At 35.0% G+C, this 24249-nt stretch carries 25 protein-coding genes and 2 pseudogenes; 3 read left to right on the top strand and 24 right to left on the bottom strand.

Translation table 11 applies throughout. From position 1 onward, the window contains the following. Window positions 1-117: 117 nt before the first annotated feature. The 4 genes and pseudogenes from ACIQLB_RS07950 to ACIQLB_RS07935 all read right to left on the bottom strand — a co-directional run. A pseudogene (locus ACIQLB_RS07950) lies at window positions 118-726 on the bottom strand (NUDIX hydrolase); the annotation flags it as partial. Window positions 727-835: 109 nt separating this feature from the next. Continuing rightward, on the bottom strand, window positions 836-1492 hold the full coding sequence (locus ACIQLB_RS07945) for a GAP family protein (RefSeq protein ID WP_400723444.1): 657 nt from the start codon (window positions 1490-1492) through the stop codon (window positions 836-838). Window positions 1493-1515: 23 nt separating this feature from the next. Continuing rightward, window positions 1516-2256, bottom strand: a complete 741-nt coding sequence (locus ACIQLB_RS07940; RefSeq protein ID WP_400723442.1) for a MerR family transcriptional regulator — start codon at window positions 2254-2256, stop codon at window positions 1516-1518. A 17-nt stretch (window positions 2257-2273) separates the two neighbouring features. Continuing rightward, window positions 2274-2423 carry a hypothetical protein gene (locus ACIQLB_RS07935; protein ID WP_400723439.1) on the bottom strand — a complete coding sequence of 50 codons (150 nt, stop codon included), beginning with the start codon at window positions 2421-2423 and terminating at the stop codon, window positions 2274-2276. 150 nt (window positions 2424-2573) lie between these two features. Between ACIQLB_RS07935 and ACIQLB_RS07930 the strand changes: the two genes are divergently transcribed. Then, the gene (locus ACIQLB_RS07930) at window positions 2574-3239 is read left to right on the top strand and encodes a DUF4097 family beta strand repeat-containing protein (protein WP_400723436.1); all 666 of its coding nucleotides are present in this window, start codon (window positions 2574-2576) and stop codon (window positions 3237-3239) included. A 176-nt stretch (window positions 3240-3415) separates the two neighbouring features. On the opposite strand, the gene lepB is transcribed toward ACIQLB_RS07930, so the two are convergent. From lepB to ACIQLB_RS07865, 13 genes and pseudogenes are all read right to left on the bottom strand, one after another. Beyond that, on the bottom strand, window positions 3416-4006 hold the full coding sequence (lepB, locus tag ACIQLB_RS07925) for a signal peptidase I (protein ID WP_400723434.1): 591 nt from the start codon (window positions 4004-4006) through the stop codon (window positions 3416-3418). A gap of 280 nt (window positions 4007-4286) precedes the next feature. Continuing rightward, window positions 4287-4520, bottom strand: coding sequence for a hypothetical protein (locus tag ACIQLB_RS07920; RefSeq protein WP_400723431.1), 234 nt, complete (start codon window positions 4518-4520; stop codon window positions 4287-4289). A gap of 225 nt (window positions 4521-4745) precedes the next feature. Beyond that, entirely contained in the window at window positions 4746-5378 is a 633-nt protein-coding gene (locus ACIQLB_RS07915) for a TetR/AcrR family transcriptional regulator (protein WP_400723428.1), read from the bottom strand. Window positions 5379-6433: 1055 nt separating this feature from the next. After that, window positions 6434-7246, bottom strand: coding sequence for a DUF6597 domain-containing transcriptional factor (locus tag ACIQLB_RS07910; protein WP_400723425.1), 813 nt, complete (start codon window positions 7244-7246; stop codon window positions 6434-6436). Window positions 7247-7279: 33 nt separating this feature from the next. Beyond that, window positions 7280-8794, bottom strand: coding sequence for an aldehyde dehydrogenase family protein (locus ACIQLB_RS07905; protein ID WP_400723422.1), 1515 nt, complete (start codon window positions 8792-8794; stop codon window positions 7280-7282). A 14-nt stretch (window positions 8795-8808) separates the two neighbouring features. Continuing rightward, window positions 8809-9354, bottom strand: coding sequence for a hypothetical protein (locus tag ACIQLB_RS07900; protein WP_400723419.1), 546 nt, complete (start codon window positions 9352-9354; stop codon window positions 8809-8811). A gap of 21 nt (window positions 9355-9375) precedes the next feature. After that, window positions 9376-11322 (bottom strand): primary-amine oxidase, encoded by a 1947-nt coding sequence (locus ACIQLB_RS07895; RefSeq protein WP_400723416.1) that lies wholly within the window; start codon window positions 11320-11322, stop codon window positions 9376-9378. A 173-nt stretch (window positions 11323-11495) separates the two neighbouring features. Continuing rightward, window positions 11496-11636 (bottom strand): annotated as a pseudogene (locus ACIQLB_RS07890) (GNAT family N-acetyltransferase); the annotation flags it as partial. A 78-nt stretch (window positions 11637-11714) separates the two neighbouring features. Beyond that, window positions 11715-12260: a GNAT family N-acetyltransferase gene (locus ACIQLB_RS07885; RefSeq protein ID WP_400723413.1), complete on the bottom strand. Its 546-nt coding sequence runs from the start codon at window positions 12258-12260 to the stop codon at window positions 11715-11717. Further along, window positions 12250-12807, bottom strand: a complete 558-nt coding sequence (locus ACIQLB_RS07880) for a cysteine hydrolase family protein (RefSeq protein ID WP_400723410.1) — start codon at window positions 12805-12807, stop codon at window positions 12250-12252. The genes ACIQLB_RS07885 and ACIQLB_RS07880 overlap by 11 nt, the downstream gene beginning before the upstream one ends. 378 nt (window positions 12808-13185) lie before the next feature. Further along, window positions 13186-13623: an NUDIX hydrolase gene (locus ACIQLB_RS07875; RefSeq protein WP_400723407.1), complete on the bottom strand. Its 438-nt coding sequence runs from the start codon at window positions 13621-13623 to the stop codon at window positions 13186-13188. A 230-nt stretch (window positions 13624-13853) separates the two neighbouring features. After that, window positions 13854-14801 carry a stalk domain-containing protein gene (locus tag ACIQLB_RS07870; RefSeq protein ID WP_400723404.1) on the bottom strand — a complete coding sequence of 316 codons (948 nt, stop codon included), beginning with the start codon at window positions 14799-14801 and terminating at the stop codon, window positions 13854-13856. A 382-nt stretch (window positions 14802-15183) separates the two neighbouring features. Next, window positions 15184-16953: a glycerophosphoryl diester phosphodiesterase membrane domain-containing protein gene (locus ACIQLB_RS07865; RefSeq protein ID WP_400723401.1), complete on the bottom strand. Its 1770-nt coding sequence runs from the start codon at window positions 16951-16953 to the stop codon at window positions 15184-15186. A 254-nt stretch (window positions 16954-17207) separates the two neighbouring features. On the opposite strand from ACIQLB_RS07865, the gene ACIQLB_RS07860 reads away from it, so the two are divergent. After that, window positions 17208-17426 (top strand): FeoB-associated Cys-rich membrane protein, encoded by a 219-nt coding sequence (locus tag ACIQLB_RS07860; protein ID WP_400723398.1) that lies wholly within the window; start codon window positions 17208-17210, stop codon window positions 17424-17426. A 279-nt stretch (window positions 17427-17705) separates the two neighbouring features. Here ACIQLB_RS07860 and ACIQLB_RS07855 read toward each other — a convergent pair whose 3' ends face one another. The 3 genes from ACIQLB_RS07855 to ACIQLB_RS07845 all read right to left on the bottom strand — a co-directional run bounded on the left by ACIQLB_RS07855 (window position 17706) and on the right by ACIQLB_RS07845 (window position 19229). Beyond that, window positions 17706-18434, bottom strand: a complete 729-nt coding sequence (locus ACIQLB_RS07855) for an SDR family NAD(P)-dependent oxidoreductase (RefSeq protein WP_400723395.1) — start codon at window positions 18432-18434, stop codon at window positions 17706-17708. A gap of 67 nt (window positions 18435-18501) precedes the next feature. Further along, window positions 18502-18816, bottom strand: a complete 315-nt coding sequence (locus ACIQLB_RS07850) for a carboxymuconolactone decarboxylase family protein (protein WP_400723392.1) — start codon at window positions 18814-18816, stop codon at window positions 18502-18504. After that, complete coding sequence (locus ACIQLB_RS07845) at window positions 18816-19229, bottom strand: tautomerase family protein (RefSeq protein ID WP_400723389.1); 414 nt, start codon at window positions 19227-19229, stop codon at window positions 18816-18818. Before ACIQLB_RS07845 ends, ACIQLB_RS07850 begins: the two co-directional genes overlap by 1 nt. Window positions 19230-19339: 110 nt before the next feature. Between ACIQLB_RS07845 and ACIQLB_RS07840 the strand changes: the two genes are divergently transcribed. Next, window positions 19340-20221 (top strand): LysR family transcriptional regulator, encoded by an 882-nt coding sequence (locus tag ACIQLB_RS07840; RefSeq protein WP_400723387.1) that lies wholly within the window; start codon window positions 19340-19342, stop codon window positions 20219-20221. A 311-nt stretch (window positions 20222-20532) separates the two neighbouring features. Here ACIQLB_RS07840 and ACIQLB_RS07835 read toward each other — a convergent pair whose 3' ends face one another. The 4 genes from ACIQLB_RS07835 to ACIQLB_RS07820 all read right to left on the bottom strand — a co-directional run bounded on the left by ACIQLB_RS07835 (window position 20533) and on the right by ACIQLB_RS07820 (window position 24156). After that, window positions 20533-22107: an amidohydrolase gene (locus tag ACIQLB_RS07835; RefSeq protein WP_400723384.1), complete on the bottom strand. Its 1575-nt coding sequence runs from the start codon at window positions 22105-22107 to the stop codon at window positions 20533-20535. Window positions 22108-22277: 170 nt separating this feature from the next. Continuing rightward, window positions 22278-22862: a biotin transporter BioY gene (locus tag ACIQLB_RS07830; RefSeq protein WP_400723381.1), complete on the bottom strand. Its 585-nt coding sequence runs from the start codon at window positions 22860-22862 to the stop codon at window positions 22278-22280. 129 nt (window positions 22863-22991) lie between these two features. Continuing rightward, entirely contained in the window at window positions 22992-23654 is a 663-nt protein-coding gene (locus tag ACIQLB_RS07825; RefSeq protein ID WP_400723378.1) for a TIGR04104 family putative zinc finger protein, read from the bottom strand. Continuing rightward, window positions 23641-24156 carry a sigma-70 family RNA polymerase sigma factor gene (locus ACIQLB_RS07820; protein ID WP_400723375.1) on the bottom strand — a complete coding sequence of 172 codons (516 nt, stop codon included), beginning with the start codon at window positions 24154-24156 and terminating at the stop codon, window positions 23641-23643. The genes ACIQLB_RS07825 and ACIQLB_RS07820 overlap by 14 nt, the downstream gene beginning before the upstream one ends. Window positions 24157-24249 lie beyond the last annotated feature (93 nt).

Here is a 24249-nt window from a genome sequence, read left to right as displayed (position 1 = left end):
TTTAATCGGTTTTGTATTATAAATATAAAAGTCCAATTTCAAAATTAAGAAATTGGACTTTTATCATTACATAGGAACAACTTTCAATTCTTAGCATGCTTCCATTCTTCATAATAGTTAATCAAATATTGTACCTTTATGAGGATTTCTTAAAAATTCAAAAAGCATTTTGATTTGAGTATCTGTATTTCTCCCTAAAGAAAGCTTTGGTAAATGATCTTCATGATAAAAGTTTACTCCTTTTGTCTCCAAACCATTTCTTGCATACCCACCAGTAACTTCACATTGAATAAACAATTTATAATAATGATATGGTTGAGGTGGATGAGGATGCTTATTCATATCCAATACAGCAAGTAATTTCGTAGGAACTACATCGTAACCCGCTTCTTCTTTAATTTCTTTGACAATGTTTTCACTAGGCGACAAACCTATATCACAGAAACCACCTGGCAAAGACCATCTATCATCAATTTTTTCTCTTACCATTAGTATTTTATTGTTATTAAATACTACTCCTCGAACATCTATTTTAGGTGTTTGATAACCCGTTTCATTCATAAATAAATCCTTGATTTTTTCTAATTCTATTCCAGTGTATTCTCTCATAATCTCGGCACTTAAATTTCTTAATTCTTCATAACGTTCTATATCGTAAACGTCTTTTGAAAAAGTTAATCCTGCTTGGGATATTGCTTGGATCTTCTTTGCCCACTCTAACCATTTAACTCATGGCGATTACCTACCTTTATAAAATCAACATAATGATTAAACGTTTATTACTGCTTTTAATCGTCTTGTTACTTTTTGTATCTGTTACATTCACAAAGACTTATTAGAGATAATCTATAGTGTAAAATATTAATATCACACCAACTATACACATAATCCAGGATAAGGTAGAACTTGAACTGCTTGCTATTTTATTCCGAAGATTAACTAAGGTAGGGTTTATCAACTTTCCAAACAATTTATATCCTAAAAATATAAGCAGAGCCGGTAAAACCATAATAATATTGTATGCTGCTATAATTGGCAGCCACTGATAAAAAGGTAGATCTTTTGTCGTTAATAAGCCAATAGCGGCAAAATACGGTAAAGCCATGCCTGCCTCAATAATAAAAGTACTAACACCAATAATAATAATGGAGAATATGCTTTGAGTTTTTGGCTTTGGCATATTATCTTTTTTATTTGCAGGGATAAAAAAGCTAGCAGTAAATAATATCACCCCTACTATAAAAATGACCCAGCTAACTATTTTATTTTGAAAAATGTTAGAGAATGCTTCCATAATAAAATTTAGGCCTAACATCATGATGATACCTAATGAAAAATATAGTAGCCCAACCGTAAGAAGATATGCTAATAATCTTGATGTTAAATTTCTATTGTCTGTTAAAACGAGAAATAAAGTAACACCAATAATTGTAGGGCTTAATGTATCTAAAAGAGCTAAGCCACCCAAATAAATTAATATATCTGTTCCCATCTTTCCCTCCACATTTCAAATAACTATGATTTATGTCCGAGATAATATATATATGCCTTTTCCATAAAGTTAAGGATTTCCTGATCCATTGGATATAAATGATATTTTTGAGATTCCTCGGGTGACATTCTAATGTCCCAAAGTTTATCTAAAAAAGCATCTTCGCCATTATAATCTTCACCTTTTTTTACATCCATTCTCTTAATAATATTTTGAATTCGTGTATTACTATAACCAAGGTGCATATATTTTTTTAATTGCCCTACTAAAGCAATCCACTCTAAAGAGTCCGGATCACTACTACCCATTTTCGGAAGTTTTTCTAGTACTCCCATGTTTTTAAAATTTAATGTATCCCGATTATTCTTTAACACTTCTTTAGAATCCTTATTATTATATAAATCCATAATTTTTTTAATCCTAAATTCTTCCCCATCAATCGCTATACCGTTTATTAGTTCCCTTAAATTAATTTCTATCTTTGAAAGACGGTCCTTTTCACTTATAACATAAGATAGTTGTTTCATTAGACTATTGGACCAATCCCATTCTTCGGACTCTAGCATCATTTTAATTTCACTTAATTGAAATCCTATAGTTTTTAAGAATTGTATTTGCTGAAGTTTCTTCAACTCCGTGTTTGAGTATAATCGATGACCTCCTTCAGTTTTTGAGACAGGTTTCAGAAGTCCCATTTTGTCATAATATCTTAAGGTTCTAACTGATACACCGCTCAGTTTTTTAAATTCGTTAATATGAAACAAGTTAATACCCTACTTTCTTATTCATTTGTATTATTAAAAAACATGGTTTTTAATACGTAACCAATCCCTAAGCCAATTAGTACCCCTGGAAAAGCATTATCAAAAAGTAAACCGACTCCTGCTCCAATAATAACGCAAGCATAAATAATAATATCGTCTTTCTTCATAATAGGATTCTCCTTTTATTAAAGTAAAAGCTCTACTAACAGTATAAAAGATGACGCAACGTCACTTTCAAGTCATTAAACATCCTGTTGCATAAAATTTGAAACTGACCTTACGTCATCTAATACAATCAAGTTTAAGGAGGGAGGAAAATGATTAAACAAACAACTATTAGTTTATTTTTATTACTAATTATGCTTGCAGGCTGTTCAACAAAGGAGGAAGAAGTCGTCGTAAATAAAGAATCCATAGAAGATATTGAGGAAATTTTGATAAATTTTGCAAGTACAGATGTTGTGTTTTCTCCAAGCGAAACAACTGAAATAGAAGCAATTTTAACGGTGAATGATGACGGACCGGGTGCAATAGTAGAGAAATCTTCAAAACAGTTATCGATTAAATTGGATACTGATATTACACGATTATTTAATCTTAGGAAAAAACCGACTTTAGAAGTTAAAGTACCTAAGCAATTCAAAGGGAAAATATTTCTTGATGGATCTTCTGGTAATGTTACTGGAAAGGAATTAATTCAAAATGACATTGAAATACGCTCAAGCAGCGGTCATGTTAAACTTCATTTGATAAAATTGAATAATGATGTAAAGATAACAACCACAAGTGGTAAAGTATCAGTGAATTTTGATGAAAAACAGCCTAATTTAGAATTAGATATCCATACAAACAGTGGTAGACCATCAATCGGTTTAACTCTAAACGGCAATTCAAAGACAAATAAGGGCTTACAGGGTATTTCAGGTGATGGTGATCATAAGATGCAAATTGTAACGAAGTCAGGAAATATAGATTTGAATTAATAGGATAGATAGATTTATATGGCATAGCATCTTTAAAGTTAAATATGCTATGCCATTTCTTTTAAAAGAAGTGACAATTACTACACACTCTCTGCCCTTTAGTTACAACAAAAAAACCACTCATCGTGGAGTGGTCATGTGTATTATCTTTATCAAGTTTTTAAGCTTTCGATCTATCAGTTAAATCTGAGGTCAATATGCTCGATCGGCCAACAGATGATACTTGTTGTACCCATTATTTTTTCTTTAGGGATGAACCCTATCTCAGGATTTCTACTATCATTACTTACACGACGATTATCACCTAATACAAAGTAATACCCTTCAGGTACCGTAGTTTCATTTAAGTCTTGTTCTAACGTAAAATCATAAGTAAGTGACCCGGGATCTTTTAATTCCTTCTTGTACTGATCTAAATAAGGTTCACTGTACTTTTCTCCGTTTATGTATAATTGATCATCCTTATACTCGATTTTATCTCCTGGTAGACCAATGATACGTTTAATAATATTTTTTTCTTCATTCTGTATAATAACATTATTAATAACAACAACGTCAAATCGATCAATTGACTTAAATTTCGGACCAATTCTATTAACAATAACACGATCGTGGTCTTCTAGTGCTGGCTCCATAGAAGCACCATTTACGAGTACTGGCGTAAATAAAAACTGCTTGATTAAAAAAGCCACCAATAAAGCGAAGGCAATTGCCTTTATCCATTCAACAAACTCATTTTTTTGTTTTCCCTGTATTTTTTCTTCCAAAATTTCACCTCCTAGTATTTCTCTTATTTAATACGTAAAAAAAGGAAAATAGTTTCAATTTTCTGTTCAAATAATTAAGTTTTCTTGGAAAATTCATTCACAAACAAAATTCAAGAAGCCATTGTATGCGATTGCTGACTATATCCATTTCTCTCTATCAGAAACGATATAACGACCTGAGCCCTTTAAAATTCAAGGGCTCAAGCCGCTTAATACATTTTTATTATTGCCATTGTCTACTTGACAAGGAGCAGTCCATCTATTGAGTACCTAGACATTTTTAAAATTCCCTTATTTCATTCGTTGTTACAATTGAACTTAAAATACCTATTGTTCCGAGAACTAATAACGACTTCGATGGACCAATAATCCCCAATGTTAATCCTCCTACTCCTACTGCAGTTGTTAAATACCTACTATATTGCAGTTTTGATTTTGTTACTTTTGGCGTTTTCACATTTACCCCAACCATCTTATTTACCTTAATCAAAGCAGCATCTAATTGTTTAATCATTTTTATTTACCTCCGTTAGAATTATTTTAAGAAATAATTTATAGCTGGATTAATTATCAGTAAGAAACTAGAAACCAAAACGTATATGCCATATTTTTTCTTTTTTAAAACAAACCAATAATAAACACTACAAGTGCAAGTCCAATTGATATGTAGCTGAATATTCCTATAGTATTATTTTGTTGTAAGAAATCTGATATTATTTTCCCCATTAGTAATCTCCCTCTATTTTTGACACCAAGGTACTTTATTAGCATTTTGGTTTGCTAAAGAAGGAGATTTTGCAAAAATTTGATCTATAGAACTATCAAGAAGAATGTTGAATATTTCACATTTGTTATACACTAAATCTTTATTCATCGCTGCCGTATATAATAAAGTACTAAAGATTCCATAAGCTTTTTCTTTTGGTATTCTCATATTTAAATTTGAACTCTCTAATACATCATCCAAAAAATTCATATCATTTTCTCTTAGATTTTCAATTTTTTCTTTAGGTAACTTTTTAAAAAACAAATGATATTCCGGATTGTTGAAATTATATAATGACGGATGCTTTACATACTCTTCAAAAAGCCAGTTCATCGCTTTTTTAAACCCTTCAATACCTGAGTTAGTCTGTATCATAGAGTCCCATTGTTCTTTCAATTGATTTTGAATCATGGACAGCACCTCTAGAAACAGCTCTTCTTTTGATTTATATAGCTTGTAAAAAGTTTCCGTTGATATTCCAACTTCATTAGTAAGAGTAGCGATACTAGTTAATTTGAATCCTTTCGTTTTCCAACTTTTAGCGCAGATTTTAAGTAATTTTTGTTTAAGAAATGGAATATCTTCTTCAGTAAGATTTTTAGCCATTAGATCGGTTCCTCTAATTAATATCATGTCCCTTTCATTTCGTACTTTCATTGTACGAATCGATTTTCTCTTTTTTCTTACTCATTCCTTACAAGTTTATTAATTTTATAATAAGCAAAGGGTACAGCAGATCTATGAATTAGGCTTTAAGCAAGCTAAAAAAGCCCTCCACAGAAGATTGTGGAAGGTAATAGAAAAATTTATTTACGATAAGTATATCTCTCAGAATACTATCCCTCTCAATACAGCGTACTTAGACTTCTACCGCCGTCACTCTCCCACCGATCAATGTCCCAAACAACATCAACATCTTCCCAGCCGTCATGTATTTCTCCGTTAGGAAGGGTACCAGTTCTTACTATAGAAATAATACATCATCCTTTTTTTATCAATTTCGCCTTGGCGTAATTGCGTCCGGATTTTGAATTGTGCCACACAATTCATTCCTTTCAAAATCCATGACATCCGCCGGAGGCTTTATCTTCATTTAGTAGGTGTTTGACTGAATGAAGATAAAGATTTCATGTTTCTATATTATGTATTGTTATTTGTTTTGTTCATCGCCAAATATGGTGCTTGTTTTGGAGCTAATAATCCAACAGCCACAGAACATTGAACCATTTCTATGGTTGCATACTCTTTAATACCGATAATATGCACTATCATAAAAATACCAAAAATCATGCTGCTGGAACAAGTGTTGGAATTTCAGGGAATAAGAAATTTACATATCTATACCAATGTAAATAAAACCTACATACCTTCCCATAGCTCTCCTTGCAAAAGAATAAGGTAAGAACCAGAAATTACAATCTCCACTCCAATAGCCCAACGGCGTACCCATTCACATACAATCGGGTCTGTCACTCGATGTCTTCCGCGATTTCAATCTTAGATTCATTTCCATTTAAGTATAGCTGAACTGCTTGATTTCGTTGTTCAGCATTTACTTTTGCCATAAAAAAAACCCCCGTAAAATTTAGATTGATGTCTAACATTTACGGGGCAGTTCACATTCGTATGTTTTTATAAGAAAGAGTGAAAGCTTTGAGGGGCTAATAAGATAGAAACTTTCGTTTTATATTTTTCCAACCTAAAATTTCTTTTATATATTCAGCAGGTGTTATTACAAGTAAACTTTTAAATTCTTTGTAATAATGTGAAGGATCATAGTAACCATATTGGTCAATGTTTACAGGTGTCTCTTCAAAAGAAAAATGTTGAAGTAAGAGTTGAATACGTATGAATTTACTTAGCTTTTTTGGTCCAAAACCTGTTTTTTTGTAGAAAAGTTCTCGGATATATCGTTCAGAATAACCTGTTTTATGCTGAATTACATCTGGTAAGAACAGCCCATTATTTTCAATAATAGAATCAAAACAAGTAGCGAATATTTCATCACCCAAGCTTTTTTCCTTTTTTTGAGAACAAAAATACTCATTACAAATCTGAACCCTTTGTTCGAAATCTCCTGCTTCAAAAACAGCTTGTATAAATTTAGAGTCTAGTGTGCAGCCTAATTCAACATTAACAAACGGTTGTTGAACAATTTGTTTTAATGCGTAATTGTATTGAATAACTGTTTGTTTTGGATTTAGACGAACACCAAAATATTTACCTTTTGGGGTAAATGAATAAATTTCACGTGTAGTTGGGGTATTCCCTAAGACAACCTTTTGATCTTTGCCCATGTAAAACATTATATCTTGGCAAGCATCAGGAATGACATGAATATCACTATTAATGCCTATTGGTTCAAACTCATAATAAAATAGTATATCCTGGTTTAAATTGCTGTTTGGAGCCAATTCTCTATAAGAATACGTTTTTTGGACCAATTCAGGTTGGATTGGATAATAGCTACTCAATAAGCCGCCCCCTCACTTCACTCTTAGGTAAAATTAAAAGAATCCTTGCGCCTGTTCATTGTAACTAGCTAAGACACATTTAGTTGATTGATACGATTCTAAAGCTTTTAAATGATTTTCGCGACCGACGCCTGACTTTTTGTAGCCGCCAAATGCTGCACCAGCAGGGTATTGGTGATACGTATTTATCCAAACACGTCCTGCTTGGATCTCTCGACTTGCTTTATAGGTAACGTTTGTATTACGTGACCATACAGCTGCCCCTAATCCATACATCGTATCATTTGCAATTTCAATCGCTTCCTCGAAGGTTTTAAACGTAGTCACTGCCAATACAGGACCGAAAATTTCTTCTTGGAAAATACGCATTTTGTTATTGCCTTTAAAAATAGTTGGTTTAATAAAATAACCATCTAAATTATCCAGGTGATTTTCGGCGCCACCGATTAAACATTCTGCACCATCTTGTTTGGCAATTTCAAAATAAGAAAGAATTTTTTTATGTTGTTCTTCTGAAGCCTGTGCACCCATCATTGTTTCAAGTTCGAATGGATCACCAACTTTAATTTGCTCTACTCGTTCAATGGCTTTTTCCATGAAACGATCATAAATAGACTCATGGATCAAGGCTCTAGATGGACAAGTGCAAACTTCCCCTTGATTTAAAGCAAACATAACTAATCCTTCAATCGCCTTATCTAGATATCCGTCATCAGCATCCATGACATCTTCAAAGAAGATATTAGGAGATTTGCCACCTAACTCTAGTGTAACAGGAATTAGATTCTCAGATGCATATTTCATAATCAGTTTGCCGACAGCTGTAGAACCCGTAAAGGCCACTTTGGCAATACGTGGGCTTGAAGCTAACTCTTTCCCTACCTCTACACCAAAACCATTAATGACGTTTAATACACCTTTTGGTAATAGATCTTGAATAAGTTCAACTACGAATAAGAATGATACCGGCGTTTGTTCTGCTAATTTTAATACAACACTATTTCCTGCAGCAAGTGCTGGCGCCAATTTCCAAGCTGCCATTAAAATAGGAAAGTTCCATGGAATGATTTGGCCAACTACACCAATAGGTTCTTGGTAATGATAAGCTACTGTATCCTCATCAAAAGGTGTCACTTGCCCTTGTTGTGTGCGAATGGCACTTGCAAAATAGCGGAAATTATCAATTGCCAATGGAATATCAGCATACATAGTTTCACGAATCGCTTTCCCATTATCCAAAGTTTCTACCCTTGCAATTTTTTCAAGATTTTCTTCCATACGATCAGCAATGGCTAGTAAGATACGTGCCCGTTCTGCTACGGGTGTTTTCCCCCAAGTTTTTTGGGCTTCATGAGCGGCATCTAATGCTAGCTCTACATCTTCTTTTGTTGAACGAGCTACACGTGTAAATACTTCTTTCGTGATAGGCGTACTATTATCGAAATACTCTCCATTTACGGGTGCTACCCATTCACCACCAATAAAATTGTCATATTTCTTTTTGAATTGAATGCTAGATTCTTCAATACTCGGTTTAACATTTAGCATAATTATCGACCCCTTTAATGATGATGATGATGCTGTTGTTCTGCTTTTACAGGTACCTCATGTTGAATCTCAAAACTACTTAATACTAGTACACAAATCATTAAACCTGCCACAAGGTAAATATGCTTTGGAATGGCTTTTATAAAGATAGGAAACATCTCACGATTCCATACACCGATAGAAATGATAGCACTTACAATAAACATCATTGTAAAAAAGATAATGCTTAACGTTAAATATTGGGTGGTCATTAATGTTAGCATCACGCCCATCATTGCTCCCATAAAACTAGATCCTACACTTTCCATGAATAAGTATATTGGTAAGCCTGTAGACAGTAAATAGCCTAATGCCATAGAAATAATAATAGACGCAATTGCACCTAGTACCATATCGGGAAGCCAGGTAGCCATATTTATCCCAACAGTAGTACTCATTGTCATAGAAATCAGCATTATACAGCACTTGGCCATGCCATGATTAGCAAAACGCTGTTTTAATAAACGGTTAGTGATTACCGTAAAAGTAACAATCACCAACATGCTTAGGAATGGTAGCATATAATCACTCCTTTAAGAGTTTTATTGAATATGACAAGATGACGTTGTGTGACACTTCTTGTCCGGTCTAGGAACGTCTATTGCTGGGTTTCGATCAAAGAATCCAACTGGTTTTAATTGGAAATTGATGTATGCAGTTGGCATTACAGGCCAATCTTCAGGCCGCGGGATATGATGATGACCCATTGTGTACCAAACGACGATATCTTCATCATCAATTGAACGGTTATTCTCAACGTATTTTGGAAGTCCATCTCCTCCAGCATGTTGATTTGGATACATACCTGTTGCATATTTTTCATTTTCATCAAATTGCGTAACGTGTAAATGGTGTTTAAGGAAACCAGCACGTTTCATAACGCTTGCTTCTTCATGAGCAAACGGGAAGCAATTTTCGCCAGGCAAAATTTTATATCCAACAGGTTGATTCACTCGGTTAAGTGAGTTTTTATTGATAATTTTCCAAGTACGCTGAGTTTTTAGGTCTAAATTACGTAACGCTTCCTTCTCCGTTTTAAAGATACGTGAAAGAGGATAGAAACCATTGCCATTCGGATTGTGTTCTCCCAATGATTCTGATACTGTTTCTGTTTCAACTACTGAGTTATTTTCACCGTCTAACATCGTATCAAGTCGGAAATTAAAGAAGTGTTGATGATGTGATGCGTTTAATCCTGGGGAAATCTCAGATCCATATTTTGTTTGGATGCCATCTTCACATGTACCAGTGTTTAAAATACCTGTTAGTTTGACTTCTGCTTCAATCGTACCGTCTTGATAGAAACTCCAATAGAAGCCGTAATCATAATTTCCAACTGTACAGAAGAATGAAATCACTAGTCGACGTGAGCGCCGTACTTCTACATGGCCTGTACGCCAATCTGTATGTTTCCAACCAATCCCGTAATCTTCTTCGTGTAAGCAAATCGCATTTTTGATCGTACGCGCATTTCCTTTAACATCAGCTACAACACCATCAAAGTATTGAATTTCGCCTAAGCAGTCGCAACCTAGTTCTAACGAATTGGCTAATTGACCCATTCCATATTCACCAGCATCAAAGGCATTTTGTGTGTTATGAGAAAATGTTGGTTCACCATAAGGGACAACCATTTCTGATAATGCTGCACGATAAAGAACTGGACGATCCTTGCCTTTGTCATGGTAATTAATTGTGTATAATACAAGGCCCTCACGTGGTGTAAATCCATAGCGGAAACTCCACTTTTGCCATTTGATCAAATTACCTTCAATTGTAAAGCTTGGACCTTCAGGTTGAATGATTTCCAATGGTTTTAAATCATTTCTAAACACAATTGATTCATCAACTTCAGGATGGTAATTACCTGATGTTGTTGGAATTGGACGTACCCCGTGATCTTCTACTTTGTAAACTTCCATTTTGTTTAGGTCTACATACGTTACAATACCTGTTAAAGGGTAAGCATATCCGTTATCTTCTAGTGATTGTTTTTGCCAACAAATCGCACGAAGTAAACGTTTACCTTCATGTTCCTGAACACCAAAATTCCCTGCTGACCAAGGATCCACCATGATTAAATCAGGATTGTCAATGCCACGTTTCTGTAAAGCTGCTACAAAATCAGGGTGGCTCTTTACTAATTCTTCACATTGCTCAAATTCCTCTAAGGCTACATTTGGTTGTACGCCAGGAATATGTTCGTAGGAATCAACTTTTTCTGAAGTTAAATTTACAACTGCTTCAAATGTTTTCAATTCTTTATCATCTAAAATCACTAAAAATACTTGGCGATCTACAGTATTACCTGGTTTGTAATTTAGTACTTCTGATTTTTTAGGTTCATGTAACATCACCGACATAAATCGTACATGTTCAGACAACTGTTGCTGTTCCTTGGCTATTTGAACAGCTTTTTCAATTTCTACTTCAGATAATGGTGATAATGGGTGGCTTAGCTCAACGTTTGGATTAACCTTTACTGACATTCTATCAACCCCTTATAATTAGTTCTCTTGTATTATAATCAGAAAATTCAGCAAAGTGATTGTAAATAACGGCATTTTTATAGATAAGCTATTTTTAGCTAAAAAATACAATATTTTCTGCTTCAAGTGTTATTTTTATAAAAAACACTAATTAAGCTGTTTATAGTTCTCTTCGGGAGACCACCATTTAGACCGTCTTCCATCTTGCCATAGCAATTCTCAATATACGTATCACAAAATCCATGTAATTTCGTTAAATTCAAATATGCATTACGTGTTTGCAAAGAATCGTATGTCCAGGTCATTTTTTCGTGCCAATTTGAGAAGCAAGTAGTTTTTGTTGTAAAAAACCCAGCTAAGCACCTATTTGCTTAGCTGGGTTTATTTTCAAATTATGCCTTAATCCTTCCCATGACAATCGTATTATAATAGTTGCCATCTGAAAGCAGCTTATCATTTTTTAAAACGCCTTCAATTTCAAAGCCAAGCTTTTTATAGAGCAAAATCGCTTTGTCATTTGTCTCTACAACAGTCAAGACCATTTTTTTAATGTCATTAGCGTCAGCCCATTCTACCGTTGCTTTCAAGAAATTTTTGCCTATCCCATAGCGCCAAAACTCCATTAATACACCTACACCGAAATCTACTTTATGAGCAAATCTTTTTAATGAAGACCCCTCACATCTAGAAAATCCGACGATGCGATTATCGACCACCGCTACTAAACACAAATTCCTTGGACTTTCTGAGTCTTCCTTAATAATCGCTTCAAATCCTTTCATATCGATAAAGCCTTCCCCTTGTTCTCTATCAAAGTTTTCCGTTTCACCATCAAGCTGTAACCTTAAATCTGATAATGCTTGGGCATCTTCGATATTAGCGGATCTAATTGTATAATGAAGTTCATTTACATTAAATTCTTGGCTGTTAATGAGCATTATTGAAACCCCTTTTACTTATTTTGAAAAAAGTACGTGGCTGAATTTTCACGAATCGATTGTGCCAAACGGACTCGTGGTGTTTAATAATTTGCTGTGCATTTAATACTTCACTATCTAGTGTGGTATGTGCACCTTCAACTAAAATATTATGATGGTATCCATGGCTGTAAGCATTACGAATGGTCGTATCTAGGCAAAATTCTGTTTGAGCACCTGCGAAAATAAGCTGTTCAATTTGTTGTTCCTGTATGTATGGCGTTAATTCAGTCTGATAGAATGCATCCCACGTTGTTTTTTGAATCACTTTATCCTCCGGTTGTCGTAGAAGCCCGTGATATAAATCCCAACCTGGCTTGCCAAACGCAAAATCGTCGTCTTTATTTGAATCCGTATGCTGGATAAAAATAATCGGAACTTCACTGTGCCGTGCCCAAGTAATTAACATATTAATATTTTCTAACACTTTTTCATAATCAAATAAGTAGTTTTGGCTATCCAAGAAGAAAGCTTCCTGCATATCTATAATAATTAATGCCTGTTTCATATAATTCTCCTTTAAGATTCTGACCTTTAATTACCTAATTGTACAAAAATCTATTTTCCATTTAAAGAGAATTTTAAAAAAAGAGGTAGACATCAATTTTTAAATGGACGCATTCTGGCTTGCATCTAATGAACCTCGTTTTAGGACATATTGTTTGTCACGAAGACGTAATCACTGGACGTGATGTTTTTAGCTTTGTTCCTCTACCTCAAGATTTCATTTAGATACTTATTCCCCCAAGAATCTACTTCAATTAACAAACTTTCAATTATCCATACACCTAAATTTAGATGGTTACGCTGCCTTCTTAATGGAATATTTCGGTTCATTAAATTCAATGCATAATTTGATGAAGCATAGAATGGCAACTAATTAACATCATGATACCGTTGTATTATTTCTTGCTAATTTATCTGCAAGTTGTATATTTTCCTTTAAATAAATAGGTATAGAAGAATTATCGAGTATTTGTTCAGTTGTCATCCACACGACACTGTCAACTTCATCAGGACTCTTTGCAAAGGCTTCTCCAAACTGATGACTACAAAGAAATACGATGTCTACAACACTAATACCTGCATCTGTCAGAAAGGAGGAACTATTAACATATCTTAGGTTTGAAACCTTCACTCCAACTTCTTCGGCAATTTCCCTTATAAGTGTTCTTTCTAAAATATTTGTTGAGAACCCTCCCTTTTCTACTTTACCTCCAACAAGAGAAAATGCTCCCCCTGCGTGTTCTTCTTTTTCACTACGTTTTATTATCAGCCATTTTTCATTTTTGTATATTGCCGCTTCAACATTAACGATAAACATATAATTGCCTCCTATTGAAGTATTTTATATGTATTTTCTACATCAGAAGAGTCTTCTCCTTTATCGATTTTTTCTACCGCAAGTATTATTCTGCATAGGTAAGAGACATTGTAATAATTGAACGTTACCAAAAACGATTAAACGGCTTAAGCCCATTAGTATATAGGGATTAAGCCGTTCAATATTTTTACTATTTCCTCCGTCACTTGACAGGGAGAAGTTCAATTGTTTTATTTCATTAATTCTTCAACAAATTCAACTGGTACATATGTTTTTGTTGGTTCTAATAAAGCGGGTGCCACTTCAAAATAATGAAGTGCTTTATTATAGCCATATTCTTTTTGACCACGCGTAATTGTATAAGATAATGCGCCTTTAGAAATAATAGCGCCTTTCCCTGTTGATTCTACTTTAAAGCCTAACTCTTCGGCAATTAAACGTAGCGGTACCATTTTAGTACCTTCAACCTCATAAAAATCTTTGTTTATAATTTCTTGTACAGCAGCTTTAGATGGATCCACTTCACCAGGATCAACCTCACCCGGCTCTTGTAGAATCGTATCTAAAACGACAACTTTTGAAGGTGGTGTTTGTGCTGGGATACTCATTGTTGCAATTGTGTAGAACACTAGTAAATGTTGTTCTGCTAAATCCTCAGCCTTTACTTTTTTACCAGACAGGCTAAGTAATTCCGTTTCTTTACCAACATTTAGCTTTAACGTGTTATCAGTATTCACTAATTCTTTATTGAAAAAGTCTACTTCTACAGTTCCCATTTCTTTTGTTTCAACAATAATTACTTCTGGATTATATTGTGGTGGATAAATCATCAACATTGGTTTGTTAGCATACGTGTAAGCCGTTACTTTATCACCTTTTTGGAGTTTAACTTCTTTACCAGTATTATCGAAAACTAGTGTGTCGTCATTTACGACAAAAACATTTGTATTTTCGTCCTCTTTAACAGTGTAATATGTTGAATCCTCACGTTTTTCAACATTTTCAATTGTTCCAGCTATTTTAATAAAAATAGGTTGAACTTGCGGATTTTGTTCATTATTATCAGTAGCGTTTGTCACAACCGCTTCTGCTTCTTTTGCTGATGCAGTTGGAGCTACTACAGCGCCCCCGATTAATAATGCTGACATGGCAAATGGTACGACTTTCGTCATTTTCATAAAAAAGCATCTCCTTCATTTCACGAATTCAATGTAGTAGTCGATTATAAAAGAAAAAGGTTACAACATTTCCAACATTTTTTTATGCATCTAAAAAAGCCGTGATTCTTTTACGATGAAGAATCACGGCTTTCACTCTAACTTTTAGATGAATATTTTATTCATTTTGCGGGTAATCTCTTGCTTCGCGCGGGTATTTTCTCCTTCCGCTGGTATTTTCCTACTTCGCGCGGGTATTTGCTCGTCTTCCGCGGGTATTTCCCTGCTTCGCGCGGGTATTCGCTCGTCTTCCGCGGGTATTTCCCTGCTTCGCGCGGGTATTCGCTCGTCTTCCGCGGGTATTTCCCTGCTTCGCGCGGGTATTGCATTTAATCACATAAAACTAAAACATGAATTGCAGTAGATTTAATATACGCTGCAAAAAATATTCACGCTCATTTTGTTTTTTCCTTATTTTCAAAGCTATATCTGGGAGATCGGTAATGACTCCATTGACATTTTTCCGAATAAATTCTTGTAATGATCGGTCTTCATTCAATGTCCAGACAAACAAATCAATCTTTTGTTGCTTCACCTCTGCAATTAGTTGATCTGTTACCCATGCTTCCTCAAGTGAAATAAAATCAACTGTTTCATCCATAGGCCCGATATTTAAAGCATAGACAATCCCAACACGTAAGTTCGGCGCCAATTTTTTTAACTGTGTCATCATTTGTGGATCTGATGATTGCACATAATACGTATCGAGCACCTTATAAGACTTCAGTTTTTCTACTAACTTGGGCAATATATCTTCCGTTTCTTTACCATGAACTTTCAATTCAATTAGTAAGGAAACATTTAGCGTTTTTGCTACTTCAATAAAATCATCTAAAGATGAAATTTTGTCGTTAAAGCCATTAGCATGAATCGATAATGTCTTTAATTCTCCGAGCGTCATATTGGCGATAACACCATTTTTACCAGTTAGTCTTCTTAATGTTTGATCATGAAATACAACGAATTGTCCATCTACTGTTTGCTGAATATCGATCTCGATTAGATCTGCACCTGTACTTGCTGCACTGACAAGGCCACTGATCGTATTTTCCACATTACCTGTTGTGTAGCCACGATGAGCAATAATTTTGGTGTCTGGTGCATAAACACTTTTCTCTAACGAAATAATATTCATCACACTTAATACGATGAAAACAACCAAAACAATGAAAAACAATGGCTTATAGCGCCGTTTCTTAAATTTCGGTGTAAACCTTGACTTGCCTAAAGGCGTATTATAGGTAAAAGCCACTATTACTTGTGAAAACATTGCTTGCAGCAAACTAAATAACACGACGAAAACCATTTCTAAAAAAGCAAGAGTAATCGCCGCTGTGACAAGTGCTGTAGTCGGTATCAAACGCTCCAAAATATATAATGGCAAGGTGCTTATAAGTGTAATTCCAAGCATCACTAGTAAATGAACCGTAACAAGCATAGCTAATAATCCAAGGAGTTTAAACAAGCCCTGCCTTGAAAAACGCCAGCTTTGTATCAATGAACGAAATAATGTTATTTTGGGCTGGATTGTAAAAATCGGCAATGCCAAAATGCTACGTATCCCCACAATTACTAAAACAATTACTACAACAGCATAAAGTAAACGCCCCGAACGATTACTCATTATTTCATCAGTCAAAAAATGCGGAATGGACATTGCTTGAGTGAACGTTAGTGGAAATATAAATGAGGCTAATGGCAATAAAAGGGCAATATAAATAAATAAAAAAATGACTTGAATACTAAAAAAAGAAATAACCTTACGATTGAGTTGCTGCCATATGTGTAGATATCGATAGCGAATTCCCCGTTGTTGATAAAAGGCCATTAAAAAAAGAAAGCCCATTTCATAATAAATAAATAGCAACATGAGCATCATCAAAAGAATAATCATCGAGATGACAAAGGGATGCACCATAAAACTTTGAATATTTTTCTCTGTAATATGTGTGTAGCCCGTTACTCTCAGCATTAGCTTAAATACGATAGCCGTCATAGGAACAATTAATAAAAACTGAAATAACTTAATCAGTGCGAAAACCTGTATATAATCGATGCGATACATATAAATATTGAAGACGGCTTGTCGCATTACTTGTCCCTCTTTGTGCATTTACTCACCTCAGTCATACCTATCGTATCCCCTATCTTAAGCATCTTTACGATTTTTATAAGCTCTTTCTATATGATATGTAAAGTCATTTATTTCAAATTACATTTAGCTCTTGAAATACAATTTGTCCCATATAATATGCAAGAAAAAATGATAAGATTTCTGTATTTATGGTGTCTATAAATATTTTCTTGAAACTTTTTTGGTTGTAACTCGGTAAATAATAAAATCGATACAAATAAAGGGGGCTAATAATGATGATACAAACAATTTTTAACCTTGGAGATATTATTACAACCGTACTTCTTGTAATTTTCCTGGCCCTGTTTTTCGTGATGATTAATATGATTAAAAAAATGAAATCTACAGCTCCTCTGCCTCCTCAAGAAACACTTCAGCAAAAAGTAGATGATTTAACAACACGAGTGAAAATGCTAGAGCATCAAGTGAAAGATTTATCAGAAAGACGGTAGCTTCTTAAAAAATTATTGTTGCATGAAAAAAACGCTGTAAAGTTTATTCTTGACAGCGTTTTTCACGTTGTTATAAAAATATTATGTCAATGAAATTATTTTTTATAAAAAAGATTGATCATTTTTTATTACCAATTATTCGAGTTACAGTACATGATCATATCCAAAGGGGGAATGGTGTAATTTTATTATGAAGCCACAAAAAGATGTTTACTGATGGATTATTACAAACAGTACTTTTCAACATTTCAATACTTTATATAAAAAGGTAATCGATTCTTACATAGTTTGACCATTGTCTGCTGTTATGATTTGTCCGGTTAGTGACTTTTGAAGAAGTGTATAACAAATGGTTTCAGCAATGTCCTCCGGTGTGGAAATCCTTTTTAACAGAATATTTCCAGCTAGTGCTTCCATTTTCTCTTCATTTCCTTTCCACCACCTTGTATCAACAGCACCGGGAGCAATACTATTAATTCTTATGTCTGGTGCTAGGGAAAAGGCAAGTGATTTTGTTAATCCATGCACAGCAGATTTTGTTACTGCATATGGAACGGAGGAGCCTAAGCCGGTTATACCTGCTACACTTCCAACATTAACAATTGCTGAATCTTCTCCTTTTCTTAAATAGGGTACAGTTGCCTTAATACAGTAAAATGTTCCTTTAACATTTACAGCCCAAAGTTTATCCCAGATTGCATCAGTCGATCCATCAAAATCATCCATAGCTAATTGATGTGTAATACCAACATTGTTAACGAGATAATCTAACTTTCCAAACTTTTGAATACAAGCAGAAATCATTTCTTTCACTTGTCTTTCATCACTAATATCTGCCTGATACAACAGCCCAGGATTTGATAATTGATTGTACGTATCCTGTGCTTCTTGAACCGACTTTGAATAGTTTACAATCACCTTAGCGCCTAGAGAAGATAGCTTTATACAGGTTGCACTTCCAATTCCTGTTGCACCACCAGTTACCAATACCACTTTATTTTTAAACAAAGTTTTACACCTCTTTTATTTCATCTTTTCCCTATTAAATAGATGCTTTTAATGTGATACCATATAGTCATTTTTTACTCAGTACTACGTTTAACGCTGCAGCTGCTTTAGGCCATCCAACATAGAAGGCCAAATGTGTTATCAAAGCAATAATTTCCTTTTCATTAATTCCATTTTTTTCAGCCAATTGTAGATGAAATCCTAGTTGTTCAGTATTACCAATACTAATTAGAGCAGATAGTGTACATAAACTTCTTTCTTTTGATGTTAACGTAGGATCTCTCCATACTTTTTCGAATAATATGTTTTCACCGTAATCAACAAAATCGGGAGCAATATCTCTCATTTTCTTAGGTATATTGGATTCGATACGATCATTCACTATTCTTTTTCCTCCTTCATATTAACCATTTGTGCTATTCCTTGACCAAATGACCAGTTTTCAGCAGAAGACTCGTTTAATGTAATAAAAATATCAGTTGTAGAGATGTTTAACTGATGATAAAAAACTTCCGAAATGGATTGATACAAATTCTTTTTCTGATTTATTGTTCTTCCTGGCGCACATGTAATGGAAATATATATCATTTTATCTGATCTCTTTTTCTCCCCTTCTAAGAGATAATCCGGATCGTAAAAAAATTGATTAGATTGGTAAGGTAAACACATGTGAAAATAATCATCTACCGGAATTTTAAAATGTTCAATTAATGAATGATGAATACGATTACTCACCTTTTTTAAGTCTTCTTTATTCAATAGATCTTCTCGATAATAAACATGGACAAACGGCATATATTCACTCCCTCTCTTATAAACTTTATTTTACTTCCGCGACTTCGATTTGTATAATTGAAAATAAATCACATTATTATCAATAAAACCGATGAAGATGAGGTGTCAAAATGGAAATAAAAGAGTTAAATACATTTAAAACAATTGTTGAAGAAGGAACTTTTTCACTTGCGGCAAAAAAATTAAACTATGCTCAGTCAACCGTAACAACTCATATAAAAAAACTAGAAAAGGAAATTGGTTTTCTTTTATTTGAACGAGGGTGGGATGCCAGGTTGACAGATGAAGGCACTTTATTTGTAGAGGAAGTAGATGACTTGTTAATCCATTGGGATTATTCAATAACTCAAGCGCAGCGAATAAGTAATGAGGAGAAAGGAACAGTAAAAATAGGACTAACAGAATCTGTTGCCCAAAAATTAATCCCGTCTATATTAAAATATTTAAACAATGAGAAACCGTACATACATTGTGATTTTGTCGTGGGAAATACAGCGCTTTTATCACAAATGGTAGATCAAAATAAAATTGATTTTGCTGTTTGTGGAAACAACAAAAATAGTTCCAATGTGAATTTCACTCCACTTTGTAAAGAACAAATTGAATTTATTGTAAATAATCCTCATCATCCAATATTAGAAAAAGGGGCAATTGAAATATCTGATATCATTAATTACCCTATTATAATTGGAGAGAATAGTTGTTATTATTCTCGATCTGTGAATGCTTTCTTATCAGAAAACAATTTATCCTTTAAAAGAGTCTACAATTGCAATGCATTGCATCTCATTCCACAAATGATTTTTGGGAATGCAATAGGCATTATCCCTAAGGGAACTAGTTTAGAACAAACAAATATATCATTAAAGGTTAAAGGATTTGATCCGAAAATGCCTATAGGATTATTAATTTCTTCTAAAAAAAGAAACTATTTGAGCCAGACAAAACAACAACTTATGAAGTTAATTGAATCGTTATTGTTATTGCCTTAAATTCTAGTTTGGTTTAAGCTTGTTCGACACACCCTGTGATGAGGAACCGTTTATTTTTCACAGAGAGTGGCGACTCCTACGGGATGAGCTTACGCTGAAAGCCCCGCAGGAACGGAGTGACGAGGAGATTAAGCGCCACTCGGAGTGAAAATCAACCTTTGTTTATTGTTCCACATTATTTGTTGTCGACAAGCTAAAACGCTGTAAAGTTTATTCTTTACAGCGTTTTTCACGTTCTTATAAAAATATTATGTCAATGAATTAAGATGGTTACTTTTAATAAAGTATAGCTTTTTCGCAAAATGTGACCGTTATGACTGGGCACTTTTTTCATAAACGATACGGCCATCAACAACCGTATAAGCGACTTTTACTTGTGGAATATTTTCGATAGCTATCGTAAAAAGATCCTCTTCTAGAATAGTGAAGTCTGCTGTATAACCTTTTTCAATCTTACCTCGGACATGGTCTTGCGCTATTATTTGTGCAGCTCCTACAGTATAGAGTCCTACTGCCTCAAAGCGCGAAACTTTTTCCTCTGGACCGTAGCCATTATGAGATTCTCCAAAATTCCGTCTTGTTACCGCAGCATATATACCATGTAAGGGATTGGGTACTTCAATCGGGGCATCACTACCACCTGCAACAACTAATCCACGATCTAGTAGCGATTTTAACGGGTGCAAGCCTTTTGCTCGTTCCTTCCCTAGCCTAGCTAGTTCTGCCTCATACTCTCCCTGCACAAATTGCGGTTGCATATCCACTGCGACAGGCAACGCAGCAAGTTTTTCTAAAATACCTTCATCGACCAAGCTACAATGAATAACACGATCTAATTCACCTTCGCGGGGCGGATGGACGGCAAATACTTTTAAAATTATTTCAATGGCTAAATCTCCAATGGCATGCACTGCCACTGTTTGTCCATGTTGACGTGCAAGTTGAACATATTCTTCTAATTGTTCTGTTGAATGTACGAGCATACCGCAATTGCCTGGTTCATCACAGTACGGTTCACGAAGAGCAGCAGTACGTCCTCCAAAGGCACCATCGATAAAAATCTTCATGGCACCAAACTCTAAATAAGGAGAAGATGTTTCTTCCATCTTGGCAACTTCTTCAAATACCGTATGGTGTTGTAATAAATGAACTTTAAACGCTTGCTTTGCCTCAACAATCTTTCGAAAAGCATGTATTGGTTGAAACGGCGGTCCGTAATAACTTAAATCCTCAGAATGACCACCTACTAAGCCATATGATTGCAGGGATATTACCGCCTTTTCGAGAGCATCCTCAATATACTCAGGCGTAATATGAGGCATATTGTTCACAATCATATACAATGCTGCATCTTTTAAGACTCCTGTTAGCTGTCCATCCACCTTATCAATGACACCACCTTCTGGAGATGGTGTGTCCTTTGTTATTCCCGCAAATGCCAGCGCCTTGGAATTAGCTAAAATTAAATGATGACAGCTGCGCTTAATAATTAAATGTGCTTCACCTAGAGCATCAAGCTCCGCTAATGTTGGAAAAATAGGCCTTTCAAATTGTGTCTCATTAAGCCCTATTGCGATGATCCATTCATCAGCAGGAACTTCTAGCATCCGTTCACGAATAATTGCCAGTAGCTCGTCTTTACTTCTGACGTTCGATACATCAATATGCTTTAATTTCTCCCCGTAGCCAATAATATGTAAATGACTATCGACAAAGCCTGGATACATCACATTCCCTTGTAAATGTTGAATAGAAGTAGCATGTGGCGACAAGTTATCTACCGAGCCTGTCGCCACAATTTTCCCTTCTTTTACAAGGACTGCTTCAACTGTTTCGCCAACTTGCGCCATCGTGTAAATTTTTCCACCTGTCCATAACGTTGCCAAAACAATTCCTCCTATGCAATTGCTTCTAATCAATTATGCCTCGGCATAATTGCGTCCGGAATCGGCTTTGTGCTAGCACAAAGAACTCCTTTCCGATTCCGTGACATCCGCCGGAGGCTTGGGCCAACTCGATGTTGGTCACTCAGTAGTTGCCACAGGACGTGGCGTTCTTAGACTGAGTTCCTCTGTTCAGCGGGTGTTTGGAACCCGCTGAAAGAAATTAAATGTGCTCGCTCTAAGCGACGACGAACAATTACGCCAAACCATGCTGCTAGAACAGCTTTCACAATACCTACGACGATAAATGGTGCCGCACCACCCATAAATGCTGCTGTCCAAGTTAAATCTCCAACAATTTTTAACCAAGTCGTTCCAAACGCCAATGTCACAACCATCCCAATGATGTTCGCAACAATTGCGTGGAAAATTGTTAGCCCAAATTTATCTAAGTATAAGCCCATTATAATTGCCGTAACAAGGAATCCAACAATATAGCCACCTGTAGGACCAACTAAAATACCCAATCCCCCTGAAAAACCGCTAAATACCGGAAGACTTGCTGCACCAAGTAAAATATAAAGCAGTACTGATAACGTACCAACTCTTGTCCCTAAAATCGTTACGACTAAGCCTACTGCTAATGTTTGTCCTGTAATTGGAATAAGTGGTAGCGGAATCGTTACTTGTGCAAGAACAGCAATAATCGCTGCTCCAAATGCCGCTAACACATAATTGTATGTACTACTTTTTTTCAAACAAAATTGCCTCCCTTTGTATGTTAACTCATGCTGAAAACAAGTTAACACAAAGATAATGCAAATAAAAACTGTTGTCAATCTATTTCGAAAAATTGCTATAGTGAACTAGCAATTTTTCTTCACAAATTACCAAAGCGGATCATTGATAGGATCATTTTCTTGTAAATCAAAGACATACGGTGCTAATAGACGATAATAAATAAGAACACCAGCTATAAAGAAAATAATTCCAATCGTAATATTATCAAAAACAAGTTGCATAAAAACGAAAAAAGGAATTGGAAATGTTAAAATGCCACCCACTTGCATAGATTTTTTCGTACGATATTGTTTCTTCCCACAATAAGGACATTCTAGTTGTCCATTTTTCCGGTACATTTTTCGAGCTTGCTTTTCTGACCAAGTTTCCCCACACTCAATGCATACCGGAAGGCCATATCCTTTCTTGATTAACACCCGTTTAATAATAAAAGCAATCCCTACCAAAAAGCTAAAAAGCAATATACCTTTTACTAAGTCGTATTGTAAAAATGTCCATATACTCCATGTGTCCGATTTTTGCTGTAAGCTAGCTGCCTGATGACTTCCTGAATTTTTATTGTGTGATAATAAATAACTAAAACCAATGACAAAAAGCGTAAACGTTGCTAGTACCACGCGATATTGCCACGGACTACTTCTTCTTTGTTTAGTTTTACTACGAGCTTTTTGGGCAATTGCTTGTTTTTTTTCATCTGTAAGCTTTACATCCCGAAGTTCATTTAGCACATCTTCTTTAAATTGATTCATGGCGTAACACCTCCCAATCATAATCACCGATTGCTGTTGCAAGTTGCTTTCTCGCACGCTGTAATCTTGTACGTATTGTTGCTTCTGGACAACATACGAGCTGTGCAATTTCCACTGTTGTCATATCCTCAAAATAATAGAGAATCAGTACTTCCCTATATGCCACAGATAATGTAAACAAAGCTTCCACTAGCTCTCGTTTTGTAGACTTCGCAAGTAATTCTTTTTCAGGCGTGACCGCTGTCGTACGCCCTGTTATTTTTTCAAAGAGTGTCAGTCGTTTACTTTTCCAACTACGCAAATAATCATGGCTTCGATTGACCGTCATTTTCACTAAATATGTACGTAATGATGATTCTTGACGAAATTGCTCCTGCTTTTGATAAAAGGCGATAAACACATCCTGCACAATGTCTTCAGCTGTTGCTTCATTTTTCACATATAAATAAGCAACCTTTAGTAAATAGTCACCGTGCTCTGCAATAATTTTTTCGATATCCATTTGTTGTCCCACCTTCTTTCTAAACTACTGACGGACGCCACTTCATTTCCGATTCATTTTTTAAAAAAATATTTAAAAGAAAAGAATCTGCCA

Origin of the sequence: Lysinibacillus sp. NPDC092081 (genome assembly GCF_044755845.1) — a bacterium.
Classification (GTDB): domain Bacteria; phylum Bacillota; class Bacilli; order Bacillales_A; family Planococcaceae; genus Lysinibacillus.
The sequence above is the reverse complement of the archived record's forward strand: the minus strand, read 5'-3'. Positions and strand labels throughout refer to the sequence as shown.

Bases quoted from the DNA above. Each gene is read 5' to 3' on its own strand.
- ACIQLB_RS07945 (WP_400723444.1), bottom strand. From the start codon at position 1,492: ATGGGAACAGATATATTAATTTATTTGGGTGGCTTAGCTCTTTTAGAT.
- ACIQLB_RS07935 (WP_400723439.1), bottom strand. From the start codon at position 2,423: ATGAAGAAAGACGATATTATTATTTATGCTTGCGTTATTATTGGAGCA.
- ACIQLB_RS07930 (WP_400723436.1), top strand. From the start codon at position 2,574: ATGATTAAACAAACAACTATTAGTTTATTTTTATTACTAATTATGCTT.
- ACIQLB_RS07920 (WP_400723431.1), bottom strand. From the start codon at position 4,520: ATGATTAAACAATTAGATGCTGCTTTGATTAAGGTAAATAAGATGGTT.
- ACIQLB_RS07915 (WP_400723428.1), bottom strand. From the start codon at position 5,378: ATGGCTAAAAATCTTACTGAAGAAGATATTCCATTTCTTAAACAAAAA.
- ACIQLB_RS07905 (WP_400723422.1), bottom strand. From the start codon at position 8,794: ATGCTAAATGTTAAACCGAGTATTGAAGAATCTAGCATTCAATTCAAA.
- ACIQLB_RS07900 (WP_400723419.1), bottom strand. From the start codon at position 9,354: ATGCTACCATTCCTAAGCATGTTGGTGATTGTTACTTTTACGGTAATC.
- ACIQLB_RS07895 (WP_400723416.1), bottom strand. From the start codon at position 11,322: ATGTCAGTAAAGGTTAATCCAAACGTTGAGCTAAGCCACCCATTATCA.
- ACIQLB_RS07885 (WP_400723413.1), bottom strand. From the start codon at position 12,260: ATGCTCATTAACAGCCAAGAATTTAATGTAAATGAACTTCATTATACA.
- ACIQLB_RS07880 (WP_400723410.1), bottom strand. From the start codon at position 12,807: ATGAAACAGGCATTAATTATTATAGATATGCAGGAAGCTTTCTTCTTG.
- ACIQLB_RS07875 (WP_400723407.1), bottom strand. From the start codon at position 13,623: ATGTTTATCGTTAATGTTGAAGCGGCAATATACAAAAATGAAAAATGG.
- ACIQLB_RS07870 (WP_400723404.1), bottom strand. From the start codon at position 14,801: ATGAAAATGACGAAAGTCGTACCATTTGCCATGTCAGCATTATTAATC.
- ACIQLB_RS07865 (WP_400723401.1), bottom strand. From the start codon at position 16,953: ATGCACAAAGAGGGACAAGTAATGCGACAAGCCGTCTTCAATATTTAT.
- ACIQLB_RS07860 (WP_400723398.1), top strand. From the start codon at position 17,208: ATGATGATACAAACAATTTTTAACCTTGGAGATATTATTACAACCGTA.
- ACIQLB_RS07845 (WP_400723389.1), bottom strand. From the start codon at position 19,229: ATGCCGTTTGTCCATGTTTATTATCGAGAAGATCTATTGAATAAAGAA.
- ACIQLB_RS07840 (WP_400723387.1), top strand. From the start codon at position 19,340: ATGGAAATAAAAGAGTTAAATACATTTAAAACAATTGTTGAAGAAGGA.
- ACIQLB_RS07825 (WP_400723378.1), bottom strand. From the start codon at position 23,654: ATGAATCAATTTAAAGAAGATGTGCTAAATGAACTTCGGGATGTAAAG.
- ACIQLB_RS07820 (WP_400723375.1), bottom strand. From the start codon at position 24,156: ATGGATATCGAAAAAATTATTGCAGAGCACGGTGACTATTTACTAAAG.